Source organism: Streptomyces sp. NPDC050564 (assembly GCF_044457265.1).
Classification (GTDB): Bacteria; Actinomycetota; Actinomycetes; order Streptomycetales; family Streptomycetaceae; genus Streptomyces.
Genome location: NZ_JBITGS010000003.1, coordinates 281903 through 296224, shown reverse-complemented (window position 1 = coordinate 296224; position 14322 = coordinate 281903). Strand labels below are relative to the sequence as shown.

Below are 14322 nucleotides of genomic sequence, written 5' to 3'. Positions count from 1 at the left end.
CGTCAGGACCAGCCTGCGGCGCCGGAACAGCCGTCGACGCTCGGCGAAGTCGCCTCGCGGGCCGAGGCCGCACGGCGCGAGGCGGCGACTCCGGGGGAAACCCCGTCGCGCGGCGAGGCCGTCTCGTGGGCAGAGCCCCTGGCGCCGCCCCGCCCCACCGCCCCGCCCCCGGGCTGTGCCCCGCCGCGCCCCTCGCGGGATCCGCTGCAGGGCGGCAGCGCGCCACTACCGCCCCGTCCGACGGCTTCGCCTTCCGGCGAGGCCTCGTCGTCCCGCGCTCGGGATCTGGTGTCGGGTGATGTTCCGTCGGTTCCGCCGCGCCCCGCGACGGCGCCGACGTCGGCGAGCGACGCAGCGCCGTCCTCGTTCCGCCCCGCCGCCGCGCGGACCGGCGATGCCTCGTCGTCCCGGCCGGTGGACGCGTCGCGGCGCGTGGTCCCGCGGTCGGGCGATGCCCCGTCGCTTCCGCCCCGCCCGGCGGAGCCGCCTTCGGCGGGGGAGGACTTCGGTGCGCCCTCGGCGGACGGTGACGATCCTCGGGCGGCCGGTGTCGGCGCGATGTCCCGTGCGGGGCGAGTGCCCTCGCCGTCGAGGTCTTTCGACTTCTTCGACTCTTCGGCCGATATGTCGGATACGTCCGATACATCGACGTCGGCGACGCAGCTCACGCGTGCCCCGCGGTCCTCCGCGCCGGAGGAGGCCCGGCGGTTCCCCGAACTGCGTCCCGAGCCGCGGTCGAGTGCGACGCCTCCGCCCCCGCCCGCGGCCTCCGCGCGGTTCCCGGACGCACCCCCGGCATCCACTCACCAACGTGCCGCCGTGCCCCAGGAGAGGCCCACGGAGACGACCCGGCGGCTGCGGCCCATCCGGGCCGAGGAGCCGGCCGAATCCGCGGTCGCCCCGGCCCCGGTTCCCGCACCCCCGTCGAACACCCCGAGCGTGGAGCGCCCTTTCGTGTCGTTCGCGCAGCCGGAGACGTACGACGACGACACCGCACGGCTGCGCCCGCTCGGCGGCCGTACCCGGCCCCGTGTCGTGGCAGCCGCGGCCTGCGTCGTGCTCGGACTCGGCCTCATCGGCGGTGCGGCGACGGGGAGTTGGCTGACCGGGGACGGCGCGGACGAGGCCGGCTCGCGGAACGCCTTCGCGGCGGCCGGTGAGCTCTGGCACAGCGTGCCCGTGGACCAGCTCTTCCCGCCCACCGTGCAGGGCGTGGGCGCGGGCCCCGGTGGCGCCGACCGCACCTGGACCCGTATCGCCGTGGCCCCCGACAGCGGCTGCAAGGACGCCTTCGACCCGCTCCTGCGCAAGGCACTGGCCCCGGTCGGCTGCCTGCGCCTGTTGCGCGCCACGTACGCGGACGCGACCCGCAGCCATGTCACCACCGTCGGTCTGCTGTTCACCAAGGCGGACGCGGCGGCCATGACCTCGCTGAAGGCCCGCTTCCAGAAGGAGGGCCTGGACCGGCGCACCGACCTGATGCCCCGCCCGTACGCCGCGAAGGGCACCGACGCCGAGGACTTCGGCGACGCCCAGCGTGCCTCCTGGACGGTGTCGGTCCTCACCGACGCCCCTGTCATCGTCTACGCGGTCTCCGGGTTCGCCGACGGCCGCAACGTCACCGCCCCGCAGCCCGCCGCCGACGCCATGAAGCCCGGAGCGACCACGGCGCCGGCCCAGGCGGGCCTCGGGCACGAGGCACAGGGCCTCGCCGACCGCGTGGAGCGGAGCCTCCGCAAGACCGTCACCTCGGCCACGGAGAAGCCGTCATGACCCGCAAGGCCGGACCGACCCGCAGGGCCGGGCTCCTCGGCGTCCTGCTGGCCGCCTCGCTCGCCCTGGTGCCGCCGACCGCGGCCCACGCCGACGGCATACGCGCCCAACAGTGGGCCCTCGACGCGATGCACACCCAGGAGGCCTGGCGCACGACGAAGGGCAAGGGCATCACCGTCGCGGTCCTCGACACCGGCGTCGACGCCCAGCACCCCGACCTCGCGGGCAACGTCCTCACCGGCAAGGACATGGTCGGCTTCGGCGCGAGCCGCGGCGACCGGGCCTGGGCCCGGCACGGCACCGCCATGGCGGGCATCATCGCGGGTCACGGCCACGGCGCGGGGGACGCCGACGGCGTCATGGGCATCGCCCCCGAGGCCAAGATCCTCCCCGTCCGCGTCATCCTCGAAGACGGCGACTCCGCCCGTACGAAGGCCCGCAGCACCCGTGGCAACGCCCTCGCCGAGGGCATTCGCTGGGCCACCGACCACGGCGCCGACGTCATCAACCTCTCCCTCGGCGACGACTCCAAGTCCGCCCACCCCGAACCCGCCGAGGATGAGGCCGTCCAGTACGCCCTGAAGAGGGGCGTGGCCGTCGTAGCCTCGGCCGGCAACGGCGGTGAGAAGGGCGACCACGTCTCGTACCCCGCCGCCTACCCGGGCGTGATCACGGCGACCGCCGTCGACCGGTACGGCACCCGCGCCTCGTTCTCCACCCGTCGCTGGTACGCCACGGTCAGTGCCCCCGGAGTCGACGTCGTCATCGCCGACCCGGACGACCGGTACTACGAGGGCTGGGGCACCAGCGCGGCCTCCGCGTTCGTCTCCGGCGCGGTCGCACTCATCAAGGCGGCTCACCCGGGCCTGTCACCGGCCCAGATCAAGCAGCTCCTGGAGGACACGGCCCGCAACGCCCCCTCCGGCGGCCACGACGACTCCCGCGGCTTCGGCTTCATCGACCCCGCCGCCGCGATCAAGGCGGCCGGCCGACTCAAGCCGGAAGGGCTCCACTCGGCGGCGTACGGCCAGAAGTACTTCGGTTCGGGGCCCGACAGCCCCGCGGACGACGAGGACTCCTCCGGCTGGGTGGGTCCCCTCGCGGGCGGCCTCGGCGCGGTCCTGCTGGCGGCGGCGGTGCTGCTGTGGCGCGGCCGCAGGGGCCCGCGCCGGTACGGCTTGTAGCGACGCCTTCGAGACAGACGGACGCCACCTAGGCGCACGCCCCGGCTGTCGGCGGCGCAGGCCTCAGTCGTCGTCCGTGTCCTGGAAGGCGGAGACTGCCGCCTGCGCCGCCGCCTCCACCAGTGAAATCCCCTTCGCCTTCGTCGAGTTGCCGTTCGACAGCGTCGCCACCAGATAGACGTGTCCGTCGAGCGTGACCCGCCCGATGCTGTTGATGTCCCACAGGCCGGTCGTGCTGCGCGCCAACCACCCGTTCTTCAGGGCCCACTTGGAGCCGTCGGCCGCGGCCGACACCCCCCAGTGCTGATCGGTGGCGATGTCACCCATGAGCTCCTGAAGATACGTCCGCGAGCTTTCGCCGAGTTCCGAGTCGTCCCCGAACACCTGCCGCAGCAAAGTCAGTTGATCGGCCGCGGTGGTCTGCGTCAGACCCCACAGCATGCCGTCCCCGCCTTCCGTACCGGTCAGCCCGAAGCGCTGGTTGGCGGCGGCGAGGCCGTCCGCCTGCCCGATCGTGCGCCACAGGGCGGACGCGGAGGTGTTGTCGCTGTTCTCGATCATCGAGGTGGCGTACGTCTTCTCCTGGGCCGTCAGATGCCGGTCCGCGTCCTGGGCCTGGAGCAGCAGCGTGGCCAGGATGTCGACCTTGACGATGCTCGCGGTGTCGAAGGTGCCGTCGCCGTACGCGGCGCTCTCACCGGAGTCGAGGTCGAGAACCGCGACCGACACCTCCGCGCCGTCCTCCACGGTCACTGCCTTCATCGCCCTGGTGAGCAGCGCGTCCCGGTCCACCGCGGGGTCCGCGACCGGTTCCACCGAGGCCTCCTCGCTGACGGTCGGCGATGTCGAGGACGATGTCGAGGCCGGGGACGACGATACGAGGCCCGAGCCGTCGGGCGCCTGTGCCTTCACATACACCGTTCCGGCCGCCGTACCGCCCACCAGGACGGCGGAGGCCACCAAGGTATAGAGGATTGGCTTGCGTCGGGAGGGTCGGGCGCGGCGCCCGCGGGCTCTGTGACGATCCATCCCGCGATGCTGGGTGCCGGGGCTGTGCCCGCGGTTAGACGAATGTTAGATGTGTGTCAGGGAAGGCTGAGAAACCCATGAGTCCTGTCAACGCGGGGTTTCCGGGGCCGCACAAGCGCAACAGCATCCCCCCGATAGGGTCGGGGACCGTGGCGAACAAGAACATTCCCGACTCCGGCTTCTCCGACGACGACGGCTCCGCCGACCCCGGACTGACGGCGGCGCTCGCGGCCTGGGCCGAGGACCGCACCGCCGTGCGGCCGGTCCTGGAGGCGCTCAAGGGCGCCCGGCTGCTCGTGCCGGTCGTGGCCGTCCTCGGCGAGGTGGAGGAGGACGAGAACGGCCTCCGCCATGAGAAGACCAGCGACATGGCCGTGCCCACCCTGAAGGCCGGCAGCCGCACGGCGCTGCCCGCCTTCACCTCCACCGAGTCGCTGGCCCGCTGGGACCCCGAGGCCCGCCCCGTCGCCGTACCCCTGCACCAGGCCCTGCAGGCGGCAGCGCACGAGAAGGCCGACACGATCGTGCTGGACATGGCGGGACCCGTGCCCTACGAGCTGACCGGCCCGGCCCTGCTGGCGCTCGCCGAGGGGCGTACCTCCGCCGACCCGCTGGCGGACCCGGCCGTCGTCGAAGCGGTACGGGCCGCGGTCGCCGCCGAGCCCCTGGTGCTCCGCGCTCACCTCGGCCCCGGGCCGGCCGACGGCACCCTCGCCCTCGTACTGGACCCGTCCGCCGCCCCGGCCGACACCGCCCGCGCGGTCGCCGAGCGGCTCGCGGCCGACGAAACGCTGAGGGCCCGCCTGGTGCGCGGCCTCGACCTGGCACTGCTGCCGGCCGGGGCGACGCCGCCGGGCGAGCCCTTGTACGTGCGCTCCTGAAGACCTGAGGCCTGTCGTTTGGATCAGGCCCTAGCCGTAGACCGGACCCGTGTACTTCTCACCCGGGCCCTGGCCGGGCTCGTCCGGGACGATCGACGCCTCGCGGAAGGCGAGCTGCAGCGACTTCAGGCCGTCGCGCAGCGGTGCCGCGTGGAAGGAGCTGATCTCGGTCGCGCTCGCGTCGAGCAGCCCGGCCAGCGCGGACACCAGCTTGCGCGCCTCGTCGAGGTCCTTGTGCTCGTCTCCCTCCTCGGTCAGACCGAGCTTCACTGCGGCGGCGCTCATCAGGTTGACGGCGACCGTCACGATCACCTCGACCGCGGGGACCTCGGCGATGTCGCGGGTCATGGCGTCGTAGTCGGGTGTCTGGGGAGGGGTGTCACTCATGCCTCACACGATAGGCCCCGGCGCGCCCGCCTCCGTGCGGGGGAGGCCCGTGCACTGTCCGGTGCACACCGGTTCGCGCCTCCCCGGGGGAGCTGCTAACCTTGTGTAACGACCGGCTGGATGCGCACAGACATATGTCAGCGTGCCCGGCCCACAAGTGGAGGCTCCGATCTCCCACCTGACCGTCCTCCGGGACGGCGGGTCTCCGGTCAGGCGGCCACCACCGTTCCGTACGGACGGTGGAGTCGCCCGAGAGCGCGCCCCGCGGTTCACCGCGGCGGTGCTCCGGTAGTCATTGGAGCCCCGCCTGTGAATCGTCCGGGGCATTTTTCATGCCCCGCGGTGGTTGGTCCACATGTCATCAGAGACATACGCGGCTGTCCGCCAGACCGCCGTGTGGTGCTACCGAGGAGGATCCATCAGCGCCGAGCCCCGCATCAACGACCGGATTCGCGTTCCCGAGGTGCGACTTGTCGGTCCCAGCGGCGAGCAGGTCGGGATTGTTCCGCTTGCCAAGGCCCTGGAGCTTGCGCAGGAGTACGACCTCGACCTGGTCGAGGTGGCCGCGAACGCGCGCCCGCCGGTCTGCAAGCTCATGGACTACGGGAAGTTCAAGTACGAGTCGGCCATGAAGGCCCGTGAGGCGCGCAAGAACCAGGCGCACACGGTCATCAAGGAAATGAAGCTCCGGCCGAAGATCGACCCGCACGACTATGACACCAAGAAGGGTCACGTCGTCCGGTTCCTCAAGCAGGGCGACAAGGTCAAGATCACGATCATGTTCCGTGGTCGCGAGCAGTCCCGGCCGGAACTCGGCTACCGACTGCTGCAGCGTCTCGCGTCGGACGTCGAGGACCTCGGTTTCGTTGAGTCGAACCCGAAGCAGGACGGCCGAAACATGATCATGGTTCTCGGTCCGCACAAGAAGAAGACCGAGGCGATGGCCGAGGCCCGTGAGGCCCAGGCGGCTCGCAAGGCGGAAGCGAAGGCCAACCCGGGCCGCTCGCAGAACGCCGCCGAGACGGCTGACGCCGAGACGACCGACGCCGAGACCGCCGAGGCCCCGGCCGAGGCTTCCGCCGAGGCCTGATCCCAGGGCGAAGGCCCCGGGGAGCCACGGACGAGAGTCCGTGGAGTCCTGGGACACCCGTCCAGGGATGACAATCGATACATACATGACGTTCCACCGTGCCCGGTTTAACGACCGGGCATCGGAACGCCACTGACGAGGAGAGAACGGCGCTATGCCGAAGAACAAGTCGCACAGCGGTGCCAGCAAGCGCTTCAAGGTCACCGGCTCCGGCAAGGTGCTCCGTGAGCGCGCCGGCAAGCGCCACCTGCTCGAGCACAAGTCGTCGCGCCTGACGCGCCGCCTCACCGGCAACGCCGAGATGGCCCCGGGCGACGCCAAGAAGATCAAGAAGCTTCTCGGCAAGTGACGTACCGGCGCCTAGCCGCCGTACGTCTGGACCGGGACCCAATCGATTTCGGGCCGTGTGACGACCACCACGGCCCCGCTACAAGGAGTTAACAAGTGGCACGCGTCAAGCGGGCAGTCAACGCCCACAAGAAGCGCCGGGCGATCCTCGAGGCGGCCTCCGGCTACCGCGGTCAGCGTTCGCGTCTGTACCGCAAGGCCAAGGAGCAGGTCACCCACTCGCTGGTCTACAACTACAACGACCGCAAGAAGCGCAAGGGCGACTTCCGTCAGCTGTGGATCCAGCGCATCAACGCCGCTGCCCGCGCCAACGGCATCACGTACAACCGCTTCATCCAGGGTCTGAAGGCCGCGAACATCGAGGTCGACCGCAAGATCCTCGCCGAGCTGGCCGTCAACGACGCCGGCGCGTTCGCCGCGCTCGTCGAGGTCGCGCAGAAGGCGCTGCCGTCGGACGTCAACGCGCCGAAGGCCGCGTGACGCTCGCGCTGGCTTGAGCCGGACGTAGCTGTGGACCCGCTTGCCTTGCGGCTTGCGGGTCCATGTGCGTTTTCGCTGCGCCCGCGCTGCCCTGCCCTGCGCTGTGCGAGGGCCGGTTCTCCCGGCCGGACGTTCGGTTTCGGCCTCGCGGGCCGTGCGCGGCTCGCGTCGCGGTGGCGGCTGATTCGGCTCCGCGGGCCGTCCACGGCCGGGCCGTGGACCGTACGCTGCGCAGCTCCGCCCGGTTCGGCACCGCCCGGAGTCCGCCGGCGCGGCCGAGTGCCGTCACGGCGGGAAGAGGCGGCTGCCGCCCTGGGCGAAGAGCCTCGCCCACAGGGCGCTCGCTGTCGGCGGCAAGGGGCTCACCCGCCACTGCGGGAACGACCCCCACCGCAGACGGGAAGCCTCAGCCGCTGTCGTGGCGGGAGACGCTCGCCCGCGCAGCGGTGCGGGCCCTGGGCGAAGCAGCCGCGGGAATTTCCACGCACTCCCGGGCCAAGGCGGGGGAATCCCGGCTCGCCGCCGCGATTGAAGGCTCCGGTCGCCTCCGAGGGTGAGGCTCCGGTCGTTACCGAGGCCGAAGGCTCCGGTCGCCGCCGCGGCTGAAGGTCCCCGTCGCTCCCGAGGTTGAAGGCTCCGGCTTGCCGGGATACTCGCCCGCAGCCGCAGCCGCAGCCGCAGCCGCAGCCGCAGCCGCAGCCGCAGCCGCAGCCGCAGCCGCAGCCGCACACGACAGCCCGCTGTTGTGCTCGGCGGCAGATGCAAGACCCTCCGTCCACGAGATCCCCGCCGTCGGTTCAGCCCGGTACGGCGGGCGTTGAACCACTCTCCGTAACCCACCGAAGGTGAACCCATGGCTGCCGCCCCCGAGTTGATCTCCCCGCGCTCGCCTCGTGTCTCTGCCGCGCGGCGGCTGGAGAAGCGGAACTTCCGGGGGAAGGAGCGGCTGTTTCTCGCGGAGGGGCCGCAGGCCGTACGAGAGGCGGCGGCACACCGGGCCGACGGTGCCGCCACGCTGGTCGAGCTCTTCGCGACCGTCGAGGCGGCGGAGCGGTACGCCGACATCGTCGGGGAGGCCCGGGACGCCGGCGCGCGTGTGCATCTCGCGGACGAGGCGGTGATCGCCGACATCTCGACGACCGTCACCCCGCAGGGGCTGGTCGGGGTCTGCCGTTTCCTGGACACGCCGTTCGAGGAGATCCTCCGGACCGAGCCCAAGCTCGTCGCCGTACTCGCGCACGTCCGGGATCCCGGGAACGCCGGGACGGTACTGAGGTGCGCGGACGCCGCCGGCGCCGAGGCCGTCGTCCTCACCGACGCGTCCGTCGACCTCTACAACCCCAAGGCCGTCCGGGCCTCGGTCGGCTCGCTGTTCCATCTGCCCGTCGCCGTCGGCGTGCCCGTCGAGCGGGCCGTGCAGGGGCTCAAGGACGCGGGGGTGCGGATCGTCGCCGCCGACGGCGCCGGTGACGACGATCTCGACGACGAGCTCGACAAGGGGACCATGGGCGGGCCCACCGCCTGGGTGTTCGGGAACGAGGCATGGGGGCTTCCGGAGGAGACCCGCGCGCTGGCCGATGCCGTCGTGCGCGTTCCGATTCACGGAAAGGCCGAGAGCCTGAACCTCGCCACGGCCGCCGCCGTATGTCTCTATGCATCCGCCCGTGCACAGCGCGCCTCCGGAGGGTGCCGTTCCGTCACCGACAGCTAGTAGGGTGACGGGCTCGGGGGCCCACTGCCAGACGAGAGGTGGGGTACGGGGATGAGTGTCGGCACGAGCGGTGCCCAGAAGGCGCCGCGAGCACGGGACGTGCGCGGCACACCCGCGTCCCGGCGCGGTGAGCTCGCCGCCGAGCTCGAAGCCGGTGCAGCGGTCGACCCCGGCGCCGAGCTCGGAGCCGAGCTGGGCATCGACCCCGACGACCTGCCCGACGGACTCGTCGTCGCCGACGAGCAGGGCCGGGTGATCTGCTTCAACGCCGCCGCGGCGCGGATCACCGCGGTTCCTTCCTCCGAGGCCCTCGGCCGCCGACTCGAGTCGGCCCTGCCTCTGGAGGACCTGGAGGGCCGCCGCTGGTGGCAGCTCACCGACCCGTACGGCGGTCTCGCGATCCGCAACGGTCAGCCCGAGCGCAATCTGCTGCTGCCCGGCGGCCGTGAGGTGCTCGTCTCGGCTCGCTATGTGCGGACGAACCCCACCGGCCCCATCCACCGCGTCGTCGTCTCCCTGCGCGACACCGAGGCCCGCCGCCGCACCGAGCGCAGCCATGCCGAGCTGATCGCCATCGTCGCCCATGAACTGCGCTCCCCGCTCACCTCCGTCAAGGGCTTCACCGCGACGCTGCTGGCCAAGTGGGAGCGTTTCACCGACGACCAGAAAAAGCTCATGCTGGAGACCGTCGACGCCGACGCCAACCGCGTCACGCGGCTCATCGCCGAACTGCTCGACATCTCCCGCATCGACTCCGGGCGCCTCGAGGTGCGCCGCCAGCCCGTCGACATCGGCGCCGCCGTCGGCCGCCACATCCAGGCGTACGTCACCGCGGGCCAGCCCGCCGACCGCTTCCTGCTCCGCCTCGAACAGCCCCTGCCCGCTCTCTGGGCGGATCCCGACAAGATCGACCAGGTGCTCAGCAACCTGCTCGAAAATGCGGTGCGCCACGGCGAGGGAACCGTCACGATCGACGTAGCGCCCTCGGCGTCCCCGCGTGAGCGGGAGGACGGCGAGTACGCGGCCACGTCGGTCACCGTGAGCGACGAGGGCACCGGCATCCCGGAGGAGTCCATGAACCGCGTCTTCACCCGCTTCTGGCGGGGCAGTAAGCGCGGCGGCACCGGGCTCGGGCTCTACATCGTCAAGGGCATCGTCGAGGCCCACGGCGGCACCATCACGGTCGGCGGCGCCCCCGGCGGCGGCGCCGAGTTCCGATTTACGTTGCCCGTGGGCACGCCGGCGTATCTGCTGTAACGCCGAAGAGGCCCCACGGGCGCACGCGCACCGGAGCCACCCCTTGGACTGCGAGTCCGAGGCAGGCTCCCACCCCGTTAGACTCGGCCTTTGGCACCTTTGCGTCCTCTCATCTGTGGACGATTCGTCTCCGAGTCGTGGACGGGGACCATCCGCCAGCCAACCGGAAGCACGGGAAGAGATGTCGGCACCGAATAAGTCGTACGACCCTGTAGAGGTCGAGGCCTTGAAACCGGAAGAGATCGAGCGCATGCGGGACGAGGCGCTCGCCGCCTTCGCGGCCGCCGGTGACCTCGACGCGCTCCAGGAGGCCAAGGTCGCCCACACCGGCGGCACCTCGCCACTGGCCCTCGCCAACCGCGAGATCGGCGCCCTGCCCCCGCACGCCAAGGCCGCGGCCGGCAAGCTGGTCGGGCAGGCCCGTGGCGCCGTGAACAAGGCCCTCGCCGCCCGCCAGACCGAGCTGGAGGCCGAGCGCGACGCCCGGGTGCTGGTCGAGGAGGCGGTGGACGTCACGCTGCCCCACGACCGCGTACCGGCCGGCGCTCGCCACCCGCTGGCCACCATGATGGAGCGGGTCGCCGACGTCTTCGTGTCCATGGGATACGAGGTCGCCGAGGGCCCCGAGGTCGAGGCGGAGTGGTTCAACTTCGACGCGCTGAACTTCGGCCCGGACCACCCGGCCCGGCAGATGCAGGACACGTTCTTCGTCGAGGGCCCGACGGGCGACCACGGCGAGTCCGGTGTCGTGCTGCGCACCCACACCTCGCCGGTACAGGCCCGCGCCATGCTCGACCGCGAGCCGCCCGTCTACATCGTGTGCCCGGGCCGCGTGTACCGCACGGACGAGCTGGACGCCACGCACACCCCGGTCTTCCACCAGATCGAGCTCCTCGCCATCGACGAGGGTCTGACGATGGCCGACCTCAAGGGCACCCTGGACCACATGGTCCAGTCGCTCTTCGGCTCGGACATGAAGACCCGGCTGCGCCCGAACTACTTCCCCTTCACCGAGCCGTCCGCCGAGATGGACATGCTCTGCTACGTCTGCAAGGGCGAGTCCGTCGGCAACCCCGACCGCCCCTGCCGGACCTGCTCCAGCGAGGGCTGGATCGAGCTGGGCGGCTGCGGCATGGTCAACCCGCGGGTCCTTGTCGCCTGCGGCGTCGACCCGGAGAAGTACAGCGGATTCGCCTTCGGGTTCGGCATCGAGCGGATGCTGATGTTCCGCCACAACGTCGAAGACATGCGAGACATGGTCGAGGGTGACGTCCGGTTCACCCGGCCGTTCGGGATGGAGATCTGATGCGGGTCCCGCTTTCTTGGCTGCGGGAGTACGTCGACCTGCCGGCGACGGAGACCGGGCGCGACGTCCAGGCCAACCTCATTTCGGCCGGTCTCGAGGTCGAGACCGTCGAGCAGATCGGCGCCGACCTCAAGGGCCCCCTGGTCGTCGGCCAGGTGCTGACCATCGAGGAGCTGGAGGGCTTCAAGAAGCCCATCCGCTTCTGCACCGTCGACGTCGGCACCGCCAACGGCACGGGTGAGCCGCAGGAGATCGTCTGCGGCGCCCGCAACTTCGCCGTCGGCGACAAGGTCGTCGTGGTCCTGCCGGGCGCCGTCCTGCCCGGCAACTTCGCGATCGCCGCGCGCAAGACGTACGGCAAGACCTCGCACGGCATGATCTGCTCCGGCGACGAGCTGGGCATGGGCGACGACGGCAGCGGCGGCATCATCGTCCTGCCGCCGGAGCACGAGGTCGGCACCGACGCCATCGAGCTGCTCCAGCTCGTCGACGAGGTCCTCGACATCGCCGTCACGCCCGACCGCGGCTACGCCCTGTCGATGCGCGGTGTGGCCCGCGAGGCCGCCATCGCGTACGGGCGGCCGCTGCTCGACCCGGCGCTGCTCGACGTGCCGGCGCCGAACGCGTTCGGCTACCCGGTGCAGGTCGCCGACCCGCGCGGCTGCGACCGCTTCACGGCGCGCACGGTGACGGGTCTCGACCCCGAGGCACGTTCTCCGATCTGGCTGAAGCGGCGCTTGCAGAAGGCCGGCATGCGCCCGATCTCGCTCGCCGTCGACATCACCAACTACGTGATGCTGGAGCTCGGTCAGCCCCTGCACGCCTACGACCGCAACCGCGTCCAGGGCGCGATCGGAGTGCGCCGGGCCGAGCAGGGCGAGAAGCTCACCACCCTCGACGGCGTCGTGCGCACGCTCGACGCCGAGGACTTGGTGATCACCGACGACCGCGGCCCGATCGGCCTCGCGGGGGTCATGGGCGGCGCCAACACCGAGATCGACGACACCGAGGGCACCACCACCGAGGTCGTCATCGAGGCCGCCCACTTCGACGCGATCTCCATCGCGCGCACGGCCCGTCGGCACAAGCTGGCCTCCGAGGCGTCCAAGCGCTTCGAGCGCGGCGTCGACCCGCAGGCCGCCTCCGCCGCGGCCCAGCGGACCGTCGACCTGCTGGTCCTCCTCGCGGGCGGCACGGCCGACGCCGGGGTCACCGAGGTCATCGCGCCCTCCGCGCCGCACACCATCACCATTCCGGCGAACCACCCGGACAAGGTGGCCGGAGTCATCTACGGGCGCGAGACCGTCGTACGCCGTCTCCAGCAGGTCGGCTGCGACGTCTACGGGCAGGACGAGCTGATCGTCACCGCGCCGTCCTGGCGGCCCGACCTGACGGACCCGAACGACCTCGCGGAGGAGGTCATCCGTCTCGAGGGCTACGAGAACCTGCCCTCCACGCTGCCCAAGCCCCCCGCGGGCCTCGGCCTCACCGACCGGCAGCGGCTGCACCGCCGTATCGGCCGGGCACTGGCCGGCGCCGGCTACGTCGAGGCGCTGAACTACCCGTTCATCGGCGAGCACGTCTTCGACCAGCTCGGCCTGGCCGACGACGACCCGAAGCGCAAGGTCGTCAAGCTGGTCAACCCGCTCTCCGACGAGGAGCCCGCGCTCCGTACGACGCTGCTGCCGGGCCTGCTCCAGGCCCTGCGTCGCAACGACGGACGAGGCTCGCACGACCTGGCGCTCTTCGAGACGGGCCTGGTCTTCCACCCGCAGGAGGAGCTGCGGATCGCCGGGCGGCTGCCCGTCGACCGCCGCCCCACCGACGAGGAGATCGCGTCACTCACCGCCGCGCTCCCCGTCCAGCCCCGGCACGCCGCCGTCGTCCTCGCGGGCGCACGGGAGCAGGCCGGCTGGTGGGGCAAGGGCCGCCCGGCGGACTGGGCCGACGCGGTCGAGGCCGCGCGCACCCTGGCCCGCGAGGCGGGGACCGAGCTCCTCGTCCGCTCCGGCCAGTACGGTCCCTGGCACCCGGGCCGCTGCGCCGAGCTGGCAGTCCGCGTGGGCGGCGCGGAGCAGGTCATCGGGTACGCCGGTGAGCTGCACCCCGGTGTCCTGAAGACCCTGGGCCTGCCCGCGCGCACCTGCGCGATGGAGCTGGACCTGGACGCGCTGGAGGAGGCGAGCGAGGGCCTCCCCAAGGGCCCGAAGATCTCGACCTTCCCGGTCGCCACGCAGGACGTCGCGCTGGTCGTCGACAAGTTCGTCCCGCACTCGGACGTCGAGGCCGCGCTCCGCGAGGGCGCCGGTGAACTGCTGGAGTCCATCCGGCTGTTCGACGTCTACGAGAACAGCGAGCAGCTCGGTGAGGGCAAGAAGTCCCTCGCGTACGCGCTGCGGTTCCGTGCCGCCGACCGCACGCTGACCGTGGACGAGGCGTCCGCGGCCCGCGACGCTGCGGTGGCGCTGGCCGCCGAGCGTACGGAGGCCGTGCTGCGTGGAGCCTAGGGGCTCCGCCGGCTGTTTCGGGGAACTGCGGGTCGTCTGTCGGCTGCGGATGTGCGCGGCTGAGCCCGCAGTTCCCCGCGCAGTTCCCTGCGCGTCCATCGGGGTTCCCTGCGCGTCCATCGGGGCGCGTCCGAGGCCCGTGACCGGTCGCGCGCACGCGGCGGAGCCGCGCCGTGTCACCCGGCCCCGCGCCGCTTTCCGGGGCGCCTGCCCTTGCGCCCACCTGCATAAATGCATGTATCCGAAGGCACCTCACTCATTCGGGTGAGAAGTCCGGGTGATCTGGCCCGATCGGGGCATGCGGTCGACAGAATCGGACCGGCCTCTCGGAGGCCTTCTGCGCTGTCAGGGCCTATTGGGGGGCCAATC

13 protein-coding genes are annotated in these 14322 nt (G+C 71.8%); 10 read left to right on the top strand and 3 right to left on the bottom strand.

The window, feature by feature from the left end:
* Nucleotides 1-2: 2 nt before the first annotated feature.
* Nucleotides 3-668 (bottom strand): hypothetical protein, encoded by a 666-nt coding sequence (locus tag ACIBK0_RS07255; RefSeq protein WP_399076549.1) that lies wholly within the window; start codon nt 666-668, stop codon nt 3-5.
* Between the two features lie 151 nt (nt 669-819).
* On the opposite strand from ACIBK0_RS07255, the gene ACIBK0_RS07250 reads away from it, so the two are divergent.
* Entirely contained in the window at nt 820-1773 is a 954-nt protein-coding gene (locus tag ACIBK0_RS07250) for a hypothetical protein (RefSeq protein WP_399076546.1), read from the top strand.
* Nucleotides 1770-2957 carry a type VII secretion-associated serine protease mycosin gene (mycP, locus tag ACIBK0_RS07245; protein ID WP_399076544.1) on the top strand — a complete coding sequence of 396 codons (1188 nt, stop codon included), beginning with the start codon at nt 1770-1772 and terminating at the stop codon, nt 2955-2957. The genes ACIBK0_RS07250 and mycP overlap by 4 nt, the downstream gene beginning before the upstream one ends.
* A 63-nt stretch (nt 2958-3020) precedes the next feature.
* Here mycP and ACIBK0_RS07240 read toward each other — a convergent pair whose 3' ends face one another.
* Complete coding sequence (locus tag ACIBK0_RS07240; RefSeq protein ID WP_399076542.1) at nt 3021-3986, bottom strand: serine hydrolase; 966 nt, start codon at nt 3984-3986, stop codon at nt 3021-3023.
* A 149-nt stretch (nt 3987-4135) separates the two neighbouring features.
* On the opposite strand from ACIBK0_RS07240, the gene ACIBK0_RS07235 reads away from it, so the two are divergent.
* Nucleotides 4136-4867, top strand: a complete 732-nt coding sequence (locus tag ACIBK0_RS07235; protein ID WP_399076540.1) for an SseB family protein — start codon at nt 4136-4138, stop codon at nt 4865-4867.
* Nucleotides 4868-4897: 30 nt separating this feature from the next.
* Here the strand turns inward: ACIBK0_RS07235 and ACIBK0_RS07230 are convergent, their stop codons facing one another.
* The gene (locus ACIBK0_RS07230) at nt 4898-5254 is read right to left on the bottom strand and encodes a DUF1844 domain-containing protein (protein WP_399076538.1); all 357 of its coding nucleotides are present in this window, start codon (nt 5252-5254) and stop codon (nt 4898-4900) included.
* Nucleotides 5255-5609: 355 nt separating this feature from the next.
* Between ACIBK0_RS07230 and infC the strand changes: the two genes are divergently transcribed.
* The 7 genes from infC to pheT all read left to right on the top strand — a co-directional run bounded on the left by infC (nt 5610) and on the right by pheT (nt 13953).
* Nucleotides 5610-6344, top strand: coding sequence for a translation initiation factor IF-3 (gene infC, locus ACIBK0_RS07225; protein WP_189187911.1), 735 nt, complete (start codon nt 5610-5612; stop codon nt 6342-6344).
* A gap of 154 nt (nt 6345-6498) precedes the next feature.
* Nucleotides 6499-6693: a 50S ribosomal protein L35 gene (gene rpmI, locus ACIBK0_RS07220; protein ID WP_007829094.1), complete on the top strand. Its 195-nt coding sequence runs from the start codon at nt 6499-6501 to the stop codon at nt 6691-6693.
* Between the two features lie 95 nt (nt 6694-6788).
* Nucleotides 6789-7172 carry a 50S ribosomal protein L20 gene (gene rplT / locus ACIBK0_RS07215; RefSeq protein WP_054236131.1) on the top strand — a complete coding sequence of 128 codons (384 nt, stop codon included), beginning with the start codon at nt 6789-6791 and terminating at the stop codon, nt 7170-7172.
* Between the two features lie 853 nt (nt 7173-8025).
* Nucleotides 8026-8883 carry a TrmH family RNA methyltransferase gene (locus ACIBK0_RS07210; RefSeq protein WP_399076535.1) on the top strand — a complete coding sequence of 286 codons (858 nt, stop codon included), beginning with the start codon at nt 8026-8028 and terminating at the stop codon, nt 8881-8883.
* A gap of 51 nt (nt 8884-8934) precedes the next feature.
* Nucleotides 8935-10140: an ATP-binding protein gene (locus ACIBK0_RS07205; RefSeq protein ID WP_399076533.1), complete on the top strand. Its 1206-nt coding sequence runs from the start codon at nt 8935-8937 to the stop codon at nt 10138-10140.
* A 181-nt stretch (nt 10141-10321) separates the two neighbouring features.
* Nucleotides 10322-11446 (top strand): phenylalanine--tRNA ligase subunit alpha, encoded by a 1125-nt coding sequence (gene pheS, locus ACIBK0_RS07200; RefSeq protein WP_399076531.1) that lies wholly within the window; start codon nt 10322-10324, stop codon nt 11444-11446.
* On the top strand, nt 11446-13953 hold the full coding sequence (pheT, locus tag ACIBK0_RS07195) for a phenylalanine--tRNA ligase subunit beta (protein ID WP_399076529.1): 2508 nt from the start codon (nt 11446-11448) through the stop codon (nt 13951-13953). The genes pheS and pheT overlap by 1 nt, the downstream gene beginning before the upstream one ends.
* Nucleotides 13954-14322 lie beyond the last annotated feature (369 nt).

Coding starts and splice junctions, on each gene's coding strand:
- mycP (WP_399076544.1), top strand. CDS start 1,770: ATGACCCGCAAGGCCGGACCGACCCGCAGGGCCGGGCTCCTCGGCGTC.
- ACIBK0_RS07240 (WP_399076542.1), bottom strand. CDS start 3,986: ATGGATCGTCACAGAGCCCGCGGGCGCCGCGCCCGACCCTCCCGACGC.
- ACIBK0_RS07230 (WP_399076538.1), bottom strand. CDS start 5,254: ATGAGTGACACCCCTCCCCAGACACCCGACTACGACGCCATGACCCGC.
- infC (WP_189187911.1), top strand. CDS start 5,610: ATGTCATCAGAGACATACGCGGCTGTCCGCCAGACCGCCGTGTGGTGC.
- rpmI (WP_007829094.1), top strand. CDS start 6,499: ATGCCGAAGAACAAGTCGCACAGCGGTGCCAGCAAGCGCTTCAAGGTC.
- ACIBK0_RS07210 (WP_399076535.1), top strand. CDS start 8,026: ATGGCTGCCGCCCCCGAGTTGATCTCCCCGCGCTCGCCTCGTGTCTCT.
- ACIBK0_RS07205 (WP_399076533.1), top strand. CDS start 8,935: ATGAGTGTCGGCACGAGCGGTGCCCAGAAGGCGCCGCGAGCACGGGAC.
- pheS (WP_399076531.1), top strand. CDS start 10,322: ATGTCGGCACCGAATAAGTCGTACGACCCTGTAGAGGTCGAGGCCTTG.
- pheT (WP_399076529.1), top strand. CDS start 11,446: ATGCGGGTCCCGCTTTCTTGGCTGCGGGAGTACGTCGACCTGCCGGCG.